General features: G+C 64.2%; 15 protein-coding genes. 9 read left to right on the top strand and 6 right to left on the bottom strand.

The window, feature by feature from the left end; all coding sequences use genetic code 11:
• Positions 1 to 10 precede the first annotated feature (10 nt).
• Both alkB and JQ641_RS33450 read left to right on the top strand, forming a co-directional pair.
• Positions 11 to 664: a DNA oxidative demethylase AlkB gene (alkB, locus tag JQ641_RS33455; protein ID WP_212000618.1), complete on the top strand. Its 654-nt coding sequence runs from the start codon at positions 11 to 13 to the stop codon at positions 662 to 664.
• Positions 665 to 724: 60 nt separating this feature from the next.
• Positions 725 to 1,960 (top strand): MFS transporter, encoded by a 1,236-nt coding sequence (locus tag JQ641_RS33450; RefSeq protein ID WP_212000616.1) that lies wholly within the window; start codon positions 725 to 727, stop codon positions 1,958 to 1,960.
• Between the two features lie 98 nt (positions 1,961 to 2,058).
• Here JQ641_RS33450 and JQ641_RS33445 read toward each other — a convergent pair whose 3' ends face one another.
• From JQ641_RS33445 to hpaH, 6 genes are all read right to left on the bottom strand, one after another.
• The gene (locus tag JQ641_RS33445; RefSeq protein ID WP_212000615.1) at positions 2,059 to 3,687 is read right to left on the bottom strand and encodes a thiamine pyrophosphate-dependent enzyme; all 1,629 of its coding nucleotides are present in this window, start codon (positions 3,685 to 3,687) and stop codon (positions 2,059 to 2,061) included.
• 28 nt (positions 3,688 to 3,715) lie between these two features.
• Complete coding sequence (locus JQ641_RS33440; protein WP_212000613.1) at positions 3,716 to 4,585, bottom strand: fumarylacetoacetate hydrolase family protein; 870 nt, start codon at positions 4,583 to 4,585, stop codon at positions 3,716 to 3,718.
• Positions 4,586 to 4,594: 9 nt separating this feature from the next.
• Positions 4,595 to 5,578 carry a 3,4-dihydroxyphenylacetate 2,3-dioxygenase gene (gene hpaD / locus JQ641_RS33435; RefSeq protein WP_212000611.1) on the bottom strand — a complete coding sequence of 328 codons (984 nt, stop codon included), beginning with the start codon at positions 5,576 to 5,578 and terminating at the stop codon, positions 4,595 to 4,597.
• A gap of 129 nt (positions 5,579 to 5,707) precedes the next feature.
• Positions 5,708 to 7,252 carry a 5-carboxymethyl-2-hydroxymuconate semialdehyde dehydrogenase gene (gene hpaE / locus JQ641_RS33430; protein ID WP_212000609.1) on the bottom strand — a complete coding sequence of 515 codons (1,545 nt, stop codon included), beginning with the start codon at positions 7,250 to 7,252 and terminating at the stop codon, positions 5,708 to 5,710.
• Positions 7,245 to 7,643: a 5-carboxymethyl-2-hydroxymuconate Delta-isomerase gene (locus JQ641_RS33425; protein WP_212000607.1), complete on the bottom strand. Its 399-nt coding sequence runs from the start codon at positions 7,641 to 7,643 to the stop codon at positions 7,245 to 7,247. The genes hpaE and JQ641_RS33425 overlap by 8 nt, the downstream gene beginning before the upstream one ends.
• A 30-nt stretch (positions 7,644 to 7,673) precedes the next feature.
• Entirely contained in the window at positions 7,674 to 8,480 is an 807-nt protein-coding gene (gene hpaH, locus JQ641_RS33420) for a 2-oxo-hept-4-ene-1,7-dioate hydratase (protein WP_212000605.1), read from the bottom strand.
• Positions 8,481 to 8,614: 134 nt separating this feature from the next.
• On the opposite strand from hpaH, the gene hpaR reads away from it, so the two are divergent.
• The 7 genes from hpaR to JQ641_RS33385 all read left to right on the top strand — a co-directional run bounded on the left by hpaR (position 8,615) and on the right by JQ641_RS33385 (position 19,877).
• Positions 8,615 to 9,145, top strand: a complete 531-nt coding sequence (gene hpaR / locus JQ641_RS33415; RefSeq protein WP_212000604.1) for a homoprotocatechuate degradation operon regulator HpaR — start codon at positions 8,615 to 8,617, stop codon at positions 9,143 to 9,145.
• Positions 9,146 to 9,358: 213 nt separating this feature from the next.
• On the top strand, positions 9,359 to 10,444 hold the full coding sequence (locus JQ641_RS33410; protein WP_212000603.1) for a malate/lactate/ureidoglycolate dehydrogenase: 1,086 nt from the start codon (positions 9,359 to 9,361) through the stop codon (positions 10,442 to 10,444).
• A 52-nt stretch (positions 10,445 to 10,496) separates the two neighbouring features.
• A complete protein-coding gene (locus JQ641_RS33405) occupies positions 10,497 to 11,276 on the top strand; it encodes an HpcH/HpaI aldolase family protein (protein WP_212000601.1) in 780 nt (259 codons plus the stop codon).
• A 139-nt stretch (positions 11,277 to 11,415) separates the two neighbouring features.
• Positions 11,416 to 12,939: a UxaA family hydrolase gene (locus tag JQ641_RS33400; protein WP_212000595.1), complete on the top strand. Its 1,524-nt coding sequence runs from the start codon at positions 11,416 to 11,418 to the stop codon at positions 12,937 to 12,939.
• 241 nt (positions 12,940 to 13,180) lie between these two features.
• On the top strand, positions 13,181 to 16,456 hold the full coding sequence (locus JQ641_RS33395) for a transglutaminase family protein (protein ID WP_212000594.1): 3,276 nt from the start codon (positions 13,181 to 13,183) through the stop codon (positions 16,454 to 16,456).
• Between the two features lie 23 nt (positions 16,457 to 16,479).
• A complete protein-coding gene (locus JQ641_RS33390) occupies positions 16,480 to 19,002 on the top strand; it encodes a circularly permuted type 2 ATP-grasp protein (RefSeq protein WP_212000592.1) in 2,523 nt (840 codons plus the stop codon).
• Positions 18,999 to 19,877, top strand: coding sequence for a transglutaminase family protein (locus JQ641_RS33385; RefSeq protein WP_212000591.1), 879 nt, complete (start codon positions 18,999 to 19,001; stop codon positions 19,875 to 19,877). The genes JQ641_RS33390 and JQ641_RS33385 overlap by 4 nt, the downstream gene beginning before the upstream one ends.
• Positions 19,878 to 19,984: the final 107 nt, after the last annotated feature.

The following is a 19,984-nucleotide window of genomic DNA, read 5'->3' as shown; positions in this document are numbered from 1 at the left end:
GCGAAGCGAATTGACTGCAGATTTGTTCGATGCCATCGCCGATGTGCAGCCCTCGCGGGAAGCGATGGCTGATGGTGCCGTGCTGCTGCGCGGCTTCGCGCTGCGCTTCGAAGCCGATCTGATTCCGGCGCTGCTCGGGATCGTGGCAGAGGCGCCGTTCCGTCATATGTCGACACCGGGCGGCCATCAGATGTCGGTGGCGATGACCAATTGCGGCAATGCCGGATGGGTCACCGACCGCACCGGCTATCGCTATGACGGCATCGATCCCGAGTCCGGCCAGCCGTGGCCGGCGATGCCCGCGCTGTTTCGCGAACTGGCCGCCGAAGCGGCGAGTGAGGGCGGCTTCGAACACTTTTCGCCGGATGCCTGCCTGATCAACCGCTACGAGCCCGGCGCCCGGATGTCGCTGCATCAGGACAAGGACGAGCAGGATTTTGCCGCGCCGATCGTCTCGGTGTCGCTGGGGCTGCCGGCGATCTTCCTGTTCGGCGGATTGAAACGCAGCGACAAGCCGGCCCGGTTTCGGCTGGTGCATGGCGACGTCGTGGCCTGGGGCGGGCCGTCGCGGCTGTTCTTTCACGGCGTGGCGCCGCTGGTCGACGGCGAACACGCCGCCATGGGCCGCCAGCGCATCAACCTGACTTTTCGAAAAGCGCGCTGACGCCGGCTTCCCATCGAAGTTTCGTATGGTCTATGCTCTCCGCCGGGCGGGGAGCGAAATATGACCACGACTGAAGTAAAGGCCGGCAGCGGCGCGGGCGCCAGCCGCACGGGCATTTATCTTGCCGTGCTGCAACTGATCTTCACGCTGGGCTGGACCACTTACGTCATCTATCTGCCGAAGCTCGCAGCCCAGGTCGGGATCGCACCCGGCATGGTGATCTTCATCCTGATGCTCGATCAGGCGATCTTCACCATCACCGACACCGCGATGGGAATTGCGGCCGACAAGATCGCACCCTTTATCGGCCGGCTCGGTGTCTTCGTCGGCATCCTGACCGCGATCTCCTGCGCGGCGTTCGTGGCGTTGCCGTTCGTGGCCGGCACGGGTCCGGGCGCGCAAGCCTGGTTCATCGTGCTGATCGTGATCTGGGTCGTGACGTCGTCGGCGCTGCGTGCGCCGCCGCTGACGCTGCTCGGCAAGCATCGCGCGCGGTCACAGGTGCCGTTGCTGGCGGCGCTGGCGATGCTGGGTTACGGCCTGGCCGGCGCGATCTCGCCCTATCTCGGCACGGTGCTGCGCAACCATGATCCGAGGCTGCCGTTCCTGATTTCGGGCGTCGTCCTGCTGCTCACCACGCTCGCGCTGTCGAAGGTCGAGCGCGATGCTGCGGCGCAAGCGCCTGCCCCGAGCGAGACGGCGGTTCCGGCCAAAGCGCTCAGCACGATCCCGATGTTCTTCATCGCATCGATGGTGATCCTTTCGCTCGGCTATCAACTGCACTTCAGCCTCAACAGTTCGTCGTTCTTCCTGCGTTTCACGACGCAAGATCAGTTGCAGTGGCTGCTGCCGGTGTTCTGGATCGGCTTTAACATCGCGATGTTTCCGGCAAGCGTCGTGGTCAAGCACCGGGGCGGGCTTGTCGTGATGGGAGCGGCCGGATTGTTCGGTGCGTTGGCGGTGCTCACTGCCGAGCTGTCTGGCAGCCTCAACGTCCTTATTGTCGCGCAGTTCGTGGCCGGCGCGGCATGGGGTTGCATGCTGATGAGCGCGGTATCGGCGGCGCTGGCGATCGGGGACACCGGCGCCGAGGGCAAGGTGATCGGGCTGATGTTTTCAGCGCTGGCACTGGCGACCTTTGCGCGGATGGCCGCGGTCGCCGGCGGCCTGCAAAAGCTGCCGGAATACGCGCCACTGTTGCACTGGGCGCCGGTCGCCTGCTGGGCGGTCGCGGGTGCGGGCCTGTTGGTGATCGCGGCGTCGCGGATGCAGTCGGGACGAATCTCCTCATCCTGAGGAGCGGCGCCTTCGCCGCGTCTCGAAGGATGCAGGCCCGTCTGTGGCCTCATGGTTCGAGACGGCGCTGAAGAAGCGCCTCCTCACCATGAGGATAGTCACGGTTTCGCGGGATGGATGAACGTCCAAGGACTGACCTCGGAGTCGGTCGGTACCTCCACCGAAATCACGTAAGGCCCGCCATCGGCCAGCGCCTTCTCCAGCGCGGCGCGGAAATGATCCGGCGAGGTGACGCGCGCGGCACCGACGCCGAAGGATTCCGCGAGCTTGACGAAATCCGGATTGACCAGATCAGACGCCACCACGCGGCCGTCGAAGCGTTCGCGCTGGTCGCGCCGCACATTGCCGTAGGCGTTGTTGTTGAAGACCAGCGTCACCACACCGATCTTGAACTGCACGGCGGTCGACAGCTCCTGCACGCCGAACATGAAGCCGCCATCGCCTGTGATCGCGACCACCGGGCGGTCCGGATGCGCGACCTTGGCGCCAAGCGCGGTCGGGAATCCCGAACCGAGCGTGCCCTGATAGCCTGACGTGATGAAGGTACGTGGCTCGTAGATCGGAAAGCCATACCATGAGGCGAAGCCGACCTGCGACAGCTCGTCGGTGACGATGGCATTCGGCGGCAAGACCTCGCGCAGGATGTTGAGATACGCCATCTGCGGCTGAACCTTCTGGATCTCCTGATGCGCGGCGGCGGTGGCCTCGCGGATTGCGCCGCGGCGTCCGCTGGTCCTGCTGTAACCGGCCTTCTTCACGGCGGCGACCAGATCGGCGGTACCGGCCTTGGCGTCGGCGACGACAGCGGCGTCCGGCGTCAGCCGCCGCATTTCCGACGGATCGATATCGATACGAATGGACTTCAGGCCTGCCGGCTGAAACGGCCACCGGAATCCGGAAGCCGGCAATTCCATGCGCGTGCCAATGCCGATCATCAAGTCGGTCTGCGGCCATAGCTTGTAGGCCGCCGCCATCGTCAGTCCGAGTTCGTGCGCGTTGGAGACGATGCCGCGGCCGCTGCGGAACGCCACCACGGGCGCGTCGATCATTTCGGCGAGTTCGAGGATTTCCTCACGCGCGTGGATCGCGCCGCTGCCGACAAAGATCATCGGCCGCTTGCTGCCGGATACCAGCGCCGCCGCCGCCTTGATACGATCCGGATCGGGCTGCGGCGCCGGGAAGGGATCGAACGGTTTTGAACTGCCGACCTGCGCCCGCTGCGTAAACACGTCCCACGGCATTTCCAGCGACACCGGGCCGCGGCGTCCCGACGACATTTCCTGGAACGCGCGCGAGACCTTTGCCGGCGCGTCGTCAGGATATTCGATTCTATCAGCCCATTTCACGAAGGTGCGCAGCGTCGCGAGCTGGTCCGGCATCTCGTGCAGATGCCCGCGGCCCTTGCCGAGAAACGCCGTCGGGACCTGGCCGGTCAGGCACAGTACCGGCTCGTTGCAACCGAACGCCGTCAGCAGCGCCGCGCTGGCATTGAGCACGCCGGGGCCGGGCACCACGCTGAACACGCCGGGCCGTCCGCTGGCGCGCGCATAGCCAAAAGCCATGTAGCCGCAGGCCTGCTCGTGCCGCGCGCCGATAACTTTTAACTGCGCCTGATGGAAGGCGTCGAACAGCCCATAGACCTGCGCGCCGGGCAGGCCGAACACGGTGTCGACGCCGTGCGCGACGAGGCCGTTGACGATCGCTTCGCCGCCGGAAGTTGAAGTCATGTCACCGTTCCATCATTTCAAGGATTGATCAGGTTTCGTCCGCCACACCATTGCGCAGCACGCCGACGCCTTCGGCTTCGACCTCGATAACGTCGCCGGGCTTGAGGTAGCGCGGCGGATCGAACCGCGCGCCGGCGCCCGTCGGCGTTCCCGTCACGATGACGTCGCCCGGCACCAGCGTGGTGAAGGTCGAGATGTAGTTGAGGAGGTAGCGGAAGCCGAAGATCAGCCGCGAGGTGCGGTCGTCCTGCCGTGTCTCGCCGTTGACCTTTGTGGTCAGGTGGACATCGGCGATCTGCGCTTCACTGGTGTAGGGCACCAGCCACGGGCCGAGACTGCCGGTGGAATCAAAGTTCTTGCCCTGTGTGACATTGAACTTGGCATGCCGCACCCAGTCGCGGATCGTGCCTTCATTGCAGAGCGTTACGGCGGCGATGTGATCCAGCGCGTCGCTCTCCTTGATGTGGCGGCCAGACTTGCCGATCACCAGCACGAGTTCGCCCTCGTAATCGAGCTGCGGCGAGGCGCGCGGGCGCACCAGCGGCGCGTTATGGCCGACAAAGGAGCGCGGCGTGCGCATGAACATGCTGGGAAATTTCGGCGCGTCCTGGCCGTCCTTGTACTCGGCGTTGCGGTCCGGATAGTTCACGCCGATGCAGATGATCTTTTCCGGCGCCGGGATCGGCGGCTGCCATGTGACGGCATCAAACGCGTGATCCGGCGAGCGCTTTGCGGCGTCCTCGGCAAGTTTTGTCAATGCGCCGGCGGCGATGGCTTCGCGCAGCGTCGGATATTCTTTCCCGAAGCGGGCCGAGAGATCGACGATACCGGTATCGGTGACGGCACCGTATTTGGTGACGCCGCCGATCAAATAGGTCGCGAGGCGAGGCGAGGTCATCTGAGCGTCCTAATCCGCAATCGTGACGTCGGCGACAAAGGCAGGTTCGCGCACCGTCTGCCCCGTGAACGGCGAGCCCTGCTCGAACCAGGAGCGCGGCGCTGGTGCGCCCCACAGCGTTTGCCGGCGCGGATCCCTGAGCGACCAGCGCAGCGGCTCATGGTCGTGATCGCCGGTAAAATAGTCGCTGGTGTAGAGTTCGAGCCGATGGCCGTCGGGGTCGCGGATATAGAGGAAGAACGCGTTCGAAATGCCGTGGCGGCCGGGGCCGCGCTCGATATTCTTGAGGAAGCCGCTGGAAGCCATCACGTCGCAGAGATGCAGCACGTTCATCGCCGTCGGCACCCAGTAAGCAAAATGGTGCAGGCGAGGGCCCTTGCCGTTGGTAATCGCAAAATCGTGCACGTTGCCCTTGCGGTGCATCCAGGCTGCGGCGATGCGGCCGTTCGGTCCGTCCTCCTCGCCATATTCGGTCAGCCGGAAACCGAGCCGGGCGTAGAAATCGACGGTGCCTTGCACCTCGGCGGCAAACACGTTGAAATGATCGAGCCGCTGCGGATGACACCCCTTGTAGAGGTCGTAGCGCCGCAGCAGGTGCGGGCGCTTCTCCATCGTCGCATAGAGTTCGATCTGGAAGCCGAAGGGATCGGTGAAGTGCAGCGTGCGGCCCTGGAACGGTTGCTCGGCGAAGGCATAGGTAATGCCGTTCTCGGAAAAGAAGCTCGCGGCCTTGTCGAGGTCGCCGTCATTGCCGACCTTGAAGCCAAGGCGGTTGCACGCCGCGGTAGCCGCCTTGCGCAGCACCAGCGAGTGATGCTGATGCTCTTCGGCGCCGCGCAGGTAAACCGCCTTGTCGTCGCGGTCCTCGACATGGAGGCCGACGGTCCTTTCGTAGAAGTCGCTGCTGGCGTTCAAATCCGTCACGTCGAGCACGGCGTGGCTGGAGCGGATGATGTTGAACGGCGGATCGAAGATATGTGTAGGTACCGGCATGGCGTTTTCCAGTTTTGCGGTGTTGCTTCTCCTCATGGTGAGGAGGCGCTCTTGCGCCGTCTCGAACCATGAGGCCCCTATACTTTCAAATGGAGCCCATCCTTCGAGACGCGCGCTTGTGCGCGCTCCTCAGGATGAGGTCGTGCCTAAACGCTGAATCTTGTGCGTCCCGCGCGCCAGCGAGACGTGTTTGGTTTCCATGTAGAAGTCGAACGAGTAATCGCCGCCATCGCGGCCGATGCCTGATGATTTCATGCCGCCGAACGGGGTCGGCAGATGGCGGACGTTTTCGGAATTGAGCCAGATCATGCCGGCTTCCAGTGCGTCGGCGACGCGCAGCGCGCGGCCCATGTCGCCGGTCCAGACGTAACCGGTGAGGCCGTACTGCACGCCATTGGCAATTTCGATCGCGTCCTTCTCGTCCTTGAACGGAATCACGGTCAGGAACGGCCCGAACACTTCTTCCTGCGCGACACGCATTTTGGCGTTCGCACCGGTGACCAGCGTCGGCTGGACATAATGCCCGCCGCCGGGGCCGTCATGCGGCTTGCCGCCGACCGCAATGGTCGCGCCGTCCTTCTGCGCGACCTCGAAATAGCTGCAGACTTTTGCAAGATGCCGCTCGTGGATCAGCGGACCTATTTCGGTGACGGGATCGAGGGGATGGCCGACCTTCAGCGCCTTCACCCGCGCTGTCAGCTTCTCAATGAATTTTTCGGCGATGCCCTGCTGAACCAGCAGCCGGCTCGACGACGTGCAACGCTCACCGTTGAGCGAGTAAATCATGAAGACGACCGCATCGAGCGCACGGTCCAGATCGGCGTCGTCGAACACGATCACGGGGTTCTTGCCGCCGAGCTCGAAATGCACGCGCTTCAATGTCGGCGCGCCCTGCGCCATGATCGCCGAGCCCGTCGAACTCTCGCCGACAAAGCCGATCGCCTTGATCGCGGGATGCTCGGTCAGCGCCTTGCCGGCCTCCTCGCCTATGCCATGTACGGTGTTGAGCACGCCGTCGGGCACGCCGGCCTGCTTTACAAGCTTTGCAAGGAGATCAGCCGTCACCGGCGACCATTCCGCGGGCTTGTGCACGACGGTGCAGCCGGCGGCGAGCGCGGGCGCGATTTTCCAGGTGGACAGCATGAACGGCGTGTTCCACGGCGTGATGACGCCGACCGGACCGATCGGCACCCTCGTCGAGATGTTCCAGTGTTCCTCGCTCGGCGTGCTGAGCCCGTCGCGGGCTTCGGCGCATTTGTCGGCAAAGAAGCGGAAATTCTCCGCGGCGCGGATCGCCGCCTTGGCCATGAAGCGATGGGCCTGGCCGGTATCGATACATTCGAGCACGGCGATATCGTCGGCGCGGGCTTCGATGGCGTCGGCGACGCGATGCAGCAGCTTCTTGCGCGTCGTCGCGGGCATGTCGCGCCAGGATTTGAACGCGGTCGCCGCTGCGGTGGCGGCGCGGTCGATATCATCAGACTTGCCACGCGCAACGGAGGCCAGCACCGCGCCGTCGACCGGCGATTTGGTCTCGAACGTTTGCCCTGAGATCGACGGCACCACCTTGCCGTCGATCATGTGGCCGATGCCTTCCGCCTTCAGTTTCGCGAGCAGGGGAGCTGCGCGGTCGCGATTGGCCTGAAACACGTCTTTCGGGGTGACCTTATCCATTGACCGTCTCCACCTTCAGGGCTTCGTGGATGTTGTTGCGCTTCCAGCTGGTTTCCTTGTCGTTGATCTGCATGTCGAACGACAACGCGAATTTGGTCTCAGTGAATACCGGGTCGAGATGGGCCGAGAGTGTCTTGAAAATGTGCTCGCCGGCCTTCTTCCGGGTGGCGAGATCGCGGCCTTCGCCGAGCCGCAGCACCATGTCGAGAAAGCCGTAGTCGTGCCTGTTGTCGGCGATCGCGTAGTGCTCGCATCTGATCGCGCGGACGCGGATGCCGCCGAGCGGGAAGATGCCGGTCTCAACCGCGGCCTTGCGCACCAGTTCCACTATCGCACCCATATCGACGCGCGCATCGAGATTGGCGGAGTATTCGATCGTGAAATGCGGCATGTCTGTACTCCAGCAGTTCCCGTTTCCGTATCAAGCGAAGTAGCAGCTCACCGAGCCATAGGGACCATAGTCGGCCTGGATCGTGTCGCCTTTGCGGGTTTCGATCGGGCGAATGAATGATCCCGCCAGCACCACTTGGCCCGCTTCCAGCGCCAGGCCGTTGGGCGCGATCTTGTTGGCGAGCCAGGCCACGGAGGTTGCGGGATGGTTGAGCACGCCGGCGGCAAGGCCGGTTTCTTCCAGCTGGCCGTTGCGAAAGCACAGCGCGCCGATCCAGCGCAGATCGGCGTCCATCGGGCGGATCGGCCGGCCGCCGAGCACGATGCCGGCATTGGCGGCGTTGTCGGCGATGGTGTCGAAGATTTTTCGCGTTGCCTTGGTTTGCGGATCGACGCGTTCAACGCGGGTGTCGAGAATTTCCAGCGCCGGCACCACGAAATCGGTGGCGTTGAGTACGTCGAACATGGTGCAGTCAGGGCCCGCAAGCCGGGTCTTCATCACGAACGCCAGTTCGGCCTCGACGCGGGTCGCGATGAACCGGTCCGATGGTACCAGACCGCCGTCGGCAAAGAACATGTCGTCGAGCAGGATGCCGGAATCCGGCTCGTTGATATTGAGCGCGCTTTGCATCGCCTTCGAGGTCAGGCCGATCTTGTGGCCTTTGACAATGCGGCCCTGCACGATCTTCATGTCGACCCACGCCTTCTGGATCGCGTACGAATCCGCGATGGTGATGGCGGGGTGCTCGAGCGAAATCTGCCGGATCTGCGTGCGGGTCTTTTCCGCATGGTCCAGCCGCTCGGCGGCGGCGCGAATCTGGTCGTTGGAAAGGGCCATATGCTCTCAGCAAAAAGATGGTGCCGGCAGATGATTAACATGTTAAGTGAAATCGATCAAACCGAATTAGCGCTTGCTGCACCGCAAAACTTTATTCCCTTTGATCAGCATTACTGATGGCGGACGATTGGCGGATGGCACGGAAGAAATCGCAAACTGAATCCAGCACGGAAACGACCGAGACGACGCGGCGCGCGCCGATGCGCGACTTCTCGCGTTCGCTGCCGATGTCGCTGCTGCGCGCCCGCGAAGCCGTGATGCGACAGTTCCGCCCGTCCTTGCGCAATCACGGCCTGACCGAGCAGCAATGGCGCATCCTGCGCGCGCTCACCACCGTGGATGCCATTGAAGTCACCGAACTGGCGCGTGTCGCGTTTCTGCTGGGACCAAGCCTGTCGCGCATTCTGCGTGACCTCGAAGCGCGCCAGTTGATCGAGCGCCGTGCGGCCAAGGCCGATCTGCGCCGCGCCGTGGTGTCGATATCGGCCAAGGGATTGAAACTGATCGAGGCTGTCGCGCCGACCTCGGAAGCGATCTACGCCGAAATCACCAGCCGATATGGTGCCCGCAAGCTTGCCGAACTGCAGGACATGCTGGGCGTGCTGGAACGCAGCCTCGTGGCCATGGAAGTGGCAGGCGAGGAAAGCGGCGAGATCGAGGAGTGAGCACAAATTTGCATGATGCTACCGGCGCCACGCATAGCGGCCCGGCAAATGATTGCAATCATTGCCGGAGTGCGACTGAGACCATAGACACGCGCGCGATTTTTCGCTCAAAGTGCAGCCAAGCTGGTCGCGAAAACCGGCGCGGGAGCTAGCGGTTTCGTCGCCGGATGATGCGGCTGGACCGAAAGACGAAGAACAGGCTGAACTCCAGACATGGTCACGATCCAAGTCAGCAATTTGATCGATTTCGTTGCGGAGGTCTTTTCCCGTTCGGAATCCTCCGCCGAAGAAGCAAGGCGCATCGCGACCTACCTGACAACAGCCAATCTCACCGGCCATGACAGCCACGGCGTGATCCGGGTGCCGCTCTATGTCAGCTGGAAGAAGACGGGAAGGGTGGTTCCCGATCAGACCGTCGAAGTCGTGGTTGATACGCCTTCGCTTGCGGTCGTCGATGGCAAGTTCGGGTACGGACAGACCGTGACGCCGCAGGCGGTGCGGATCGGCATCGAGAAATGCAGGAAGGCGGGGCTGGCCGCGATCGCGCTGCGCAACGCCGGCCATATCGGCCGCGTCGGTGACTGGGCTGAGATGGCTGCGGCCGAAGGCCTGGTCTCGGTGTATTTCGTCAACGCGGCCGGCTCGCTGCTGGTCGCGCCCTATGGCGGCGTCGAGAAGCGGCTGTCGACCGCACCCTATTGCGTCGGCATTCCGCGAAAGGGCCAGGATCCGATCGTGCTCGATTTTGCGACCTCGGTCGTCGCCGAAGGCAAGGTGCTGGTCGCGAGCCGTGGCGGCAAGAAACTGCCAACAAGCGCGCTGGTCGACGCAGACGGCTCGCTCAGCGAGGATCCGGCGGTGCTCTATGGGCCGCACAGCGCGGAAGGCCCGCGCGATCACACCAAGGGTACCGGCGCGATCCGCGCGTTCGGCGAGCACAAGGGCTCAGGGCTCGCCTTCATTTGCGAACTGCTCGGCGGCGCATTGACCGGCACTGGCGCTACTTCGGCGGACCGGCAGTTCGCCAACGGCATGCTCGCGATCTATGTCGATCCCAAGGTGATCGACACCAGCAATTTCTTCGACGGCGAAATCTCGCGCTATGTCGACTTCATCAGGGCCACCAAGCCGATCTCAGGCGTTGACGCCGTGCTGATCCCCGGCGATCCCGAAAAGAAAATGCGTGCCGACCGCACCAGCAACGGTGTACCGCTGCCGGATGATACCTGGGCAGCGATCGTCAATACCGCCCGCGAGGTCGGCGTCAGCGAGGTCAGTATCCAGAAGGCCGTGAGCTAGGCGGCATCAAAATCCAAACCGGTTGTAACGATCACAAAAGGAAACGCGATCAATGACTACAAACAACGTCAAGAAAGTCTGGGCTTCGGGCAAGGCCGTCGTCAACGCCTGGCTGGCCATCCCGTCAGGGTTTTCGGCCGAAGTGATCGCACAATGCGGCTTCGACAGCGTCACCGTGGACATGCAGCACGGCGTGCAGGATTATCAGTCGATGGTGCAGTGTTTCCAGGCGATGAACGGTCACCCGGTGACGCCGATGGTCCGCGTTCCCTGGAACGAGCCCGGCATCATCGGCAAGGTGCTCGATGGCGGCGCCTATGGCGTGATCTGCCCGATGATCAACACGCCGGAGGAAGCGAAGAACCTGGTTCAGTATGCGAAGTATCCGCCGAAGGGTACGCGCTCGAACGGCCCGATCCGCTCCGGCATGTACGGTTCGGCCGGCACCTATCAGCAGACCGCCAATGACGAAATCGTGCTGCTGCCGATGATGGAGACCAAGACCGCGGTCGAGAACATGGAAGCGATCCTCGATGTCGAGGGCATCAACGGCGTCTATATCGGTCCCTCCGATCTCGGCTTCTCCTATGGCCTGGTGCCGAAGCTCGACCGCGAGGAGCCGGAAATCCTCAAGATCTACGAAAAGATCATCAAGGAATGCGGCAAGCGCGGCTTGCACGCCGGCATCCACTGCTCGGGCGCGGAAGGCGCCGTCCGCGCGATCAACATGGGCTTCAAGCTGGTGACGCTGTCCAACGAGAGCGGCCTGATGGCGACCTACGCCAAGATGCAGGTGAACCAGACCCGCAAGGACTCAGCCGGCAAGGCGTAAGCTCCGGTGTTCCGGACGCGATGCAGCGCTGCTTTGGCGGTGCATCGCAGAGCCGGGACCGATTTGTTGTGGTAAGACATGGGCCCCGGATCACCAGCATCCGGGGCACGATCGTTTTGAGATAGCCAGGAGACCTGTCATGGCCCCAGCCCCCGTGATCCGCTTGCACCCCGATGATGGCGTGCTGATTGCACGTTCCAGCCTGCCGGCGGGCATGGTGGTGGCCGACGGCGTCACCACGGTCGAGCGGATTCCCGCCGGCCACAAGGTGGCGATCAAGCCGATCGCGGCCGGCGAGCCGGTGCGGCGCTACGGCCAGATCATCGGTTTTGCGACGATTCCGATCGCTCCGGGCCAGCACGTCCACACCCAGAATTGCGGCATGGGCGATTTCGCCAAGGACTACGCGTTCGGCATCGACGTTATCCCGACGCCGAATTTCGATCTGCCCGCGACCTTCGACGGCATTCGCCGTTCCGACGGGCGGGTCGCGACCCGGAACTATATTGGCATTCTCACCTCGGTGAATTGCAGCGCGCATGTCGCCGGTATCGTCGCTGACATGTTCAAGAAAAATCCGTTCACCGGCGACAATCCGCTGGCGGATTTTCCCAATGTCGACGGCGTGGTGGCGCTGACGCACAAGACCGGCTGCGGGATGACGCAGGACGAGCCGCTGGCGCTGCTGCGGCGGACGCTCGGCGGTTACGCGCGGCATGCGAATTTTTCGGCCGTCGTGGTGCTCGGCCTCGGCTGCGAGGTCAACCAGATCGGCGGCTTGATGCAGGAGCAGAAGCTCGCGGGCCGCCTGCGCGCGATGGACATCCAGGAAGTCGGCGGCACCCGCAAGACCGTGGAAGCCGGCGTCGCCTTTGTGCGCGAGGCGTTGATCGACGCGAACAAAGTGAAGCGCGAGCCGGTACCGGCGAGCGAACTGACCGTGGCCCTGCAATGCGGCGGCTCCGACGGCTATTCCGGCGTGTCCGCCAATCCGGCGCTGGGAGCTGCGAGCGATCTGCTGGTGCGCCATGGCGGCACCGTCATTCTTTCGGAAACGCCGGAGACCTATGGTGCCGAACATCTGCTGACGCGCCGCGCGGTCAGCCGCGAGGTCGGCGAAAAACTGGTCGGCCTGATGCGCTGGTGGGATGAATACACGGCGCGGGAAGGCGCCGAGATGAACGCCAATCCGAGCCCCGGCAACAAGGCCGGTGGCCTCACCACGATTCTGGAAAAGTCACTGGGCGCGATGGCCAAGGCCGGCACCACCAATCTGGTCGACGTGCTGAACTATGCCGAGCCCGTCACCAAGAAGGGTTTTGTGTTCATGGATACGCCCGGCTACGACCCGGTCGCGGCGACCGGGCAGGTGGCGGGGGGCGCCAATCTGGTCTGCTTCACCACCGGCCGCGGCAGCGTGTTCGGCTGCAAGCCAGCGCCCTCGATCAAGCTTGCGACCAACACGCCGATGTACACCCGCATGGAAGAGGACATGGACGTCAATTGCGGCACCATCCTCGACGGCCAGGAAACCGTGCAGGAATGCGGCCAGCGCATCTTCGAGCTGATGCTGAAGACAGCATCGGGCCAGCCGACCAAGAGCGAGAGTTTTGATTTCGGCGGCGCGGAGTTTGCGCCGTGGGTGATTGGCGCGACGATGTGATGACGTTAGGCAATCAGTTTCCGTCATGCCCGGCCTTGTGCCGGGCATCCACGTCTTTCTGGCTTTCTCAGTGCGATTAGAACGCTAGACGTGGATGGCCGGGACGAGCCCGGCCATGACGACGCGGTTGGCATAACGCCTCAATTCCGCACTTCCCGTAGGCACCCCGTGCCCGTTGTTAGTGCTTGATGTCGGCCGGAACCAGTGTTCTGCTTAAAAAAGCTGCTGGAGTAGCCCGTCCGTGTCGATCTTCGTCGCACTACATCACGTTACGCACTACAAATACGACCGACCGATCGACATCGGGCCTCAAACCATACGTTTGCGGCCGGCGCCGCACACGCGCACGCCGATCCTGAGCTATTCGCTCAAGGTCACCCCTTCAAATCATTTCGTGAACTGGCAGCAGGATCCGCAAGGCAACTGGCTGGCGCGCTTCGTTTTCCCGGAGAAGGCGAGCGAGCTGAAGATCGAGGTCGATTTCTCGACGCAGATGACCGTGGTCAATCCGTTTGACTTCTTCGTCGAGCCCTACGCCACCAGTTTCCCGTTTCAGTATACCGACGATCTCAAGACCGAGCTGGCGCCATATCTGGCGACCTCGGACGAGGGGCCGTTGTTTGCCACTTATCTGAAGGACATCCCGCGTGAGGCCGACAGCACCGTCAATTTCCTGGTCGACCTCAACGCGCAGCTGCAGAAGAAAATCGGTTACGTCATCCGCATGGAGCCGGGTACCCAGACGCCGGAGGAGACGCTCGCCACCGGCTCCGGCTCCTGCCGCGACTCCGCCTGGCTCCTGATCCAGATTTTCAGACATCTCGGGCTCGCGGCGCGTTTCGTCTCCGGCTACCTCATTCAACTCCGCCCCGACATCGATCCGGTCGAAGGCCCGCGCGAGGTCGAGAGCGATTTCACCGACCTGCACGCCTGGGCCGAGGTCTATCTGCCGGGCGCGGGCTGGATCGGCTTTGACGTCACCTCGGGCATGCTGACCGGCGAGGGACACATCCCCGTCGCCGCCACGCCGCATTATCGCTCGGCGGCGCCGATCTCGGGCACCGCAGGATTCGCCAACACCGAGTTCGGCTTCGAGATGAGCGTCAAGCGCATCCGCGAGGCGCCGCGGATCACGCGGCCGTTCTCGGACGAATCCTGGTCGCGACTCGACAGGCTCGGCGAAGCGGTCGATGCCGATTTGAAGAAAGACGACGTGCGGCTGACGATGGGTGGCGAGCCGACCTTTGTTTCGGTCGATGATCTGGAAGCGCCTGAATGGAATATCGCCGCCGTCGGTCCCACCAAGCGCACGCTGGCCGACGATCTCATTCGTAAGTTGCGTGCGCGCTTTGCGTCCGGGGGCCTGCTGCATTACGGGCAGGGCAAATGGTATCCCGGCGAAAGTCTGCCGCGCTGGGCGTTCGGGCTCTATTGGCGCAAGGATGGCGTGCCGATCTGGAAGAACGCCGAACTGATCGCGAACATCGAAAATCCGCGCAAGGCCGAAATCGCCGACGCCGAACGTTTTGCCGAAGGCGTCGCACAAAAGCTCGGCCTCGCGACCGACTACGTGCTGCCCGCGTACGAAGACACCGCGCATTGGCTGCAGAAGGAAGCGGCGCTGCCGGCGAATGTCGATCCGACCGACTCCAAATTGGCCGATCCGGAAGAGCGCTCACGGATGGCGCGGGTGTTCGATTCCGGGCTCAACAAGCCCAAGGGATTTGTGCTGCCGATCCAGCGCTGGAACGAGGCCTTCAAGCACCCGCCCGGGCACTGGCGCAGCGAACGCTGGAAGATCCGGCGCGGCCATCTGTTCCTGTTTCCAGGCGATTCCCCGCTAGGCCTGCGGCTGCCGATCGCTTCGCTCGAACACATTCCGCCGGAAGAATATCCCTACATCGTCGAGCAGGATCCGATGGAGCCGCGCGACGAACTGGCAGCTTCCGACACCGGGACTAAAGCCAAGGACGCGAAGGCCAAGGAGAAGCCAAAACTCGAACCCGTGCGCACGGCGATGTCGATCGAAATCCGCGACGGCGTTTTGTGCGCCTTCATGCCGCCGGTCGAGAAACTGGAAGATTATCTGGAGCTGATCACGGCGGTGGAGGCGACTGCCGAAGCGCTGCAGCTGCAGGTCCATGTCGAGGGCTACTCGCCGCCTTACGATCCGCGCGTCGAAGTCATCAAGGTGACGCCCGATCCCGGCGTGATCGAGATCAACATCCAGCCGGCGCAAAGCTGGCGCGAGGCGGTCGACATCACCTTCGGCCTTTACGAGGACGCTGCCAAGACGCGCCTCGGCGCCAACCGTTTCCTGGTCGACGGCCGCCACACCGGCACCGGCGGCGGCAACCACGTCGTGGTCGGCGGCTCTACGCCGCAGGATTCACCGTTCCTGCGCCGGCCCGATCTGTTGAAGAGTCTCGTGCTGTACTGGCAGCGGCATCCGTCGCTGTCCTATCTGTTCTCGGGCATGTTCATCGGCCCGACCAGCCAGGCGCCGCGTATCGACGAGGCGCGGCATGACGGCCTCTATGAACTGGAAATCGCGCTGGCCCACGTGCCGCCGCCGGGCATCGAGGCGCCGCTATGGCTGGTCGACCGCCTGTTCCGGCACATCCTGGTCGACATAACAGGCAATACCCATCGCGCCGAAATCTGCATCGACAAGCTCTATTCGCCTGATGGCCCGACCGGCCGGCTCGGACTGGTCGAGTTCCGCGCGCTGGAAATGCCGCCCGATCCGCGCATGTCGCTGGCGCAGCAACTCTTGATCCGGGCGCTGATCGCAAAAATGTGGCGCGAGCCACAACAAGGCCAGTTCGTGCGCTGGGGCACCACGCTGCATGACCGCTTCATGCTGCCGCATTTTCTCTGGGAAGACTTTTTGGGCGTGCTCGAAGAACTCAAGCACTCCGGCTACGAATTTTCGCCGGAATGGTATTCGGCGCAGCTCGAATTTCGTTTCCCGGTGTTCGGCCGGGTCCATCACGGCGGCGTTTCGCTGGAACTGCGTCAGGCGCTGGAGCCGTGGCACGTGCTCGGCGAAGAGGGCTCGGCGGGCGGCACCGTGCGCTATGTCGACTCGTCGGTGGAACGGTTGCAGATCAAGGCGTCGGGCTTCGTCGAAGGCCGCCACGTCGTCACCTGCAACGGCCGGCGGATGCCGATGACGGCCACCGGCCGCGCCGGTGAAGCGGTCGCCGGCGTCCGTTTCAAGGCCTGGCAGCCGGCGTCCGGGCTGCATCCGACCATTCCGGTCCACGCCCCGTTGACATTTGATTTAATTGATACCTGGAACGGACGCTCGCTCGGCGGCTGCGTCTACCATGTCGCCCATCCCGGCGGCCGCAGCTATGACACCAAGCCGGTCAATTCCTATGAGGCCGAAGCGCGGCGGCTGGCCCGGTTTCAGGACCACGGCCACACCCCGGGCAAGGTCGATCTGCCGCCCGAGGAACGCACAATAGAATTTCCTTTGACGCTCGACTTGAGGACGCCGCTCCGGCACTAAAGGCGCTGAGATCGGAGAGTCGGATGGCGGGGCAAGCCGGCAGTCAGGATAACAAGGCCCGTCCGGGCCAGCGCCGGATGGCGCAATGGACCCGTGACTACGCCCGGCTGCCCGGAATTCCCGATGAATATATCGGCCCGGACGGTGCGCCCCGGCCGGCCTGGGCGCGGTTTTTCGACGCCTTTGCCGCGCTTTCGCCCGCCGACATCGAGCGCCGATTCGCCTCGGCCGACCGCCATTTGCGTGAAGCCGGCGTCACCTATCGCGCGCCCGGCGAGACCGCCGACCGGCTCTGGCCGCTGAGCCATCTGCCGCTGATCATCGACGAGACCGACTGGCGGCAATTGACCACGGGCATCGCCCAGCGCGCGCAGTTGCTCGAAATGATCCTGCGCGACCTCTATGGCGAGGGTCGGCTGGTCGCTGACGGCGCCGTGCCCGCGGCGGCGATTGCCGGCAGCAACGAATATCTGCGCGCGGTCTGCGGCGTCAAACCGCCGGGCGGGCGCTATCTGCATCTCTACGCCGCCGATGTCGGCCGCGGCCCCGATGGCCGCTGGTGGGTGCTCAGCGACCGCACGCAGGCCCCGTCGGGCGCCGGCTATGCGCTGGAAAATCGCCTGGTGCTGTCGCGCGCCTTCTCCAATCTCTACAAGTCGATGAACGTCGAACGCGTCGCGCCGTTCTTCGAGGCGTTCCGCGACGCGCTGCGCGCCAGCGCCGACCGCGACGAGCCGCGCATCGGATTGCTGACGCCGGGCGCCTTCAACGAAACCTATTTCGAACATGCGACGATCGCGCGCTATCTCGGCTTCCTGCTGGTCGAGGGCGATGATCTCGCCGTCAGCGGCGACCGCATCCATATCCGCACCGTCGCCGGCCTGAAGCGGCTCGACGTACTGCTGCGCCGGGTCGATTCCAATTTCCTCGATCCGCTGGAGCTCGATGCGTCCTCGCACCTTGGCGTGCCCGGCCTGATCGACGTGCTGCGCAAGAGCGGCGTCGTGGTCGCCAACATGCCCGGCTCCGGCGTGCTGGAGGCGCGGGCGCTGCTCGGCTTCCTGCCCAATCTGTGCCGCCGCCTGCTCAGCGAGGATCTGCTGATGCCGCACATCGCGACTTGGTGGTGCGGCCAGAAATCGGCGCGCGAGGAAGTGCTGTCGCGGCTCGACGATTTTGCGATCGAGGGCGCCTATGGCCGTTCCGTGCCGGGCTTTCCGGGCAGCGGACCCGTGCTTGCGGGCGAGTTGTCGCCGCCCGAGCGCGAGCGGCTCAGGTCTGCGATTTCCGACCGCGGCATCGACTTTGTCGGCCAGGAGCTGGTGCGGCTGTCGACGACGCCGACCTGGGAGAACGGCCGGATCACGCCGCGCCCGTTCGTGCTCCGGGTGTTTGCCGCCGCCACGCCGAACGGCTGGACCATTCTGCCGGGCGGCTTTTGCCGGATCGCCGATCAGCCCGACGCCCGTGCGGTGTCGATGGGCGACGGGGCGCGCGCGGCCGACGTCTGGGTGGTGTCCGACAAACCAATAGCGGCTTCGACGCTGCTGCCGGCGGCCGACACGGTGCGGATCAGGCGCATCGCCGGCGTGGTGCCGAGCCGTGCCGCAGACAATCTGTTCTGGCTCGGCCGCTATCTCGAACGCGCCGAGGCGACGCTGCGGTTGATCCGCGCGCTCGGCACGCCAACGCGCGAGTCCGCCAAGGGCGCACCGAGCGGGGCATCGACCGCGCTGCATTCGGTCGAGCGCATCCAGCGTCTTCTGGTGACCTGGGGGGCGACCTCGCAGGCGAGCCGGGCCAATTCCGCCAAGGTCGCCGCCGAGGCGCTGCAAAGTGCGGAAAAATTCGGCTCGGCACTGTCGCTGCTGCGATCGGCGCAGCGCACCGCGACTTCGCTGCGGGAGCGGCTTTCGCCCGATGCCTGGCAGGTCATCACCGAGATGGTGGAACGCCTCTCCGTGGAAGCCGACGACGATGACGGCATCGTTAGCGCCGCCGAATTGTCCTTGCAGGAGCTCGCGAGCTTTGCCGGGCTGGCGCAGGAGAACATGAACCGCGCCGCGGGCTGGCGCTTCCTCGAGATGGGCCGCCGCGCCGAGCGCGCGATCAACACCGCGCGGTTTGCGCGTCAGTTCGCCTATGACGAAGCCGGCGACGAAGACCTCGACGTTCTGCTGACGCTGGTGGATTGCCAGATCACCTACCGTTCGCGCTATCTGGTCGGGCCGGCGCTGGCGCCGGTGCGCGATCTGGCGGTGCTCGACCCCTATAATCCGCGCTCGGTCGCGTTCCAGGTGGCGGCGCTCAACGAGCACATTGCGAGCCTTCCGAGCCTCAAGGAGCATGGCTTGATCGAGCGGCCGCAGCGTCTGGCCGTGGCGCTGCAGGCGATGCTAACGACCGCGGAAGCCGCAGCGCTGGATGTCAAAGCCCTGTTCGCGCTGGAGCAGGATCTGCTCAATCTCGCCGACGCCATCGGCCTGCATTACTTCCCGCACGGACCCAATGCGAGCCGGCCGGAGAAGCTGACGGGCCTCGCGTGATCTACGACATCCGTCACGTCACGACCTATAGCTATGAGAGCCCGGTGAGTTTTGCGCGCTGCTCGCTGCGGCTCGAGCCGCGCAGCGGCGACGGGCAGCAACTGGTCTCGCATTCCGTCGAGATCCGACCCAAGCCGGCGGAGCGCACGATACGGCGGGATTTTTTCGGAACCCATACCGAGAGTGTGCTGATCGAAACCGCGCATCGCAGCTTGCGGATCGATTCCAGGTCGCGGGTGCAGGTATCGCGGCAGGCGCTTGGCCGCACCGCGCCGAGCCCGTCATGGGAAAGCGTGCGCGACGTCGCCCTCGAGGCATCGAGCCTCGGCCCCGCCTCGCCGGTCGGCTACGTCTTTGCCAGTTCGCTGGTGCCGGTGCTTGGGCCGGTCACCGCTTACGCCGCGGCGAGCTTTTCGCAAGGGCAGGGCATTCTCGTGAGTGCCGTCGACCTGATGCACCGCATCCGCCGCGAGTTCAAATACGACCCGAAGGCCACCGTGATCTCGACGCCGCTGAGGGAAGTGTTCGAGAAACGCCACGGCGTCTGCCAGGACTTTGCCCATGTGATGATCGCAGGCCTGCGCGGCCTCGGGCTGCCGGCGGCCTATGTCAGCGGTTACTTGCGCACCTACCCGCCGGCGGGCAAGCCGCGCCTGCAGGGCGCCGACGCCACCCACGCCTGGGTATCGGTGTGGTGTGGCCGCGAGATCGGCTGGATCGGGTTCGATCCGACCAACGACCTCTTGGTCGAGAACGACCACATCATCCTGGCGGTCGGGCGCGACTTCTCCGACGTCTCGCCGGTCGACGGCATCATCGTGGGCTCGCGCAAGCAGAAGCTCGCGGTGGCCGTGGACGTGGTGCCGGTGGAGTAATCCGGCACCGCCGCCAGTGCGCTCACGTCTTCGACGCGCTTTGGGTGGTATCCGGCGGCCCGGAATCAAAATCTCGAAAACAACCCCATGCAAAGATAGAATGAAGC

Origin of the sequence: Bradyrhizobium sp. JYMT SZCCT0180 (assembly GCF_018130165.1) — a bacterium.
In the GTDB taxonomy this organism is placed as follows: domain Bacteria; phylum Pseudomonadota; class Alphaproteobacteria; order Rhizobiales; family Xanthobacteraceae; genus Bradyrhizobium.
Note: the sequence above shows the minus strand (reverse complement) of the source record. Positions and strands in the feature narration are given on the sequence as shown.

What these genes read in the sequence shown, in the direction of transcription:
- JQ641_RS33450 (WP_212000616.1), top strand. Translation starts at nt 725, where the DNA reads ATGACCACGACTGAAGTAAAGGCCGGCAGCGGCGCGGGCGCCAGCCGC.
- JQ641_RS33445 (WP_212000615.1), bottom strand. Translation starts at nt 3,687, where the DNA reads ATGACTTCAACTTCCGGCGGCGAAGCGATCGTCAACGGCCTCGTCGCG.
- JQ641_RS33440 (WP_212000613.1), bottom strand. Translation starts at nt 4,585, where the DNA reads ATGACCTCGCCTCGCCTCGCGACCTATTTGATCGGCGGCGTCACCAAA.
- hpaD (WP_212000611.1), bottom strand. Translation starts at nt 5,578, where the DNA reads ATGCCGGTACCTACACATATCTTCGATCCGCCGTTCAACATCATCCGC.
- hpaE (WP_212000609.1), bottom strand. Translation starts at nt 7,252, where the DNA reads ATGGATAAGGTCACCCCGAAAGACGTGTTTCAGGCCAATCGCGACCGC.
- JQ641_RS33425 (WP_212000607.1), bottom strand. Translation starts at nt 7,643, where the DNA reads ATGCCGCATTTCACGATCGAATACTCCGCCAATCTCGATGCGCGCGTC.
- hpaH (WP_212000605.1), bottom strand. Translation starts at nt 8,480, where the DNA reads ATGGCCCTTTCCAACGACCAGATTCGCGCCGCCGCCGAGCGGCTGGAC.
- hpaR (WP_212000604.1), top strand. Translation starts at nt 8,615, where the DNA reads ATGGCACGGAAGAAATCGCAAACTGAATCCAGCACGGAAACGACCGAG.
- JQ641_RS33410 (WP_212000603.1), top strand. Translation starts at nt 9,359, where the DNA reads ATGGTCACGATCCAAGTCAGCAATTTGATCGATTTCGTTGCGGAGGTC.
- JQ641_RS33405 (WP_212000601.1), top strand. Translation starts at nt 10,497, where the DNA reads ATGACTACAAACAACGTCAAGAAAGTCTGGGCTTCGGGCAAGGCCGTC.
- JQ641_RS33400 (WP_212000595.1), top strand. Translation starts at nt 11,416, where the DNA reads ATGGCCCCAGCCCCCGTGATCCGCTTGCACCCCGATGATGGCGTGCTG.
- JQ641_RS33390 (WP_212000592.1), top strand. Translation starts at nt 16,480, where the DNA reads ATGGCGGGGCAAGCCGGCAGTCAGGATAACAAGGCCCGTCCGGGCCAG.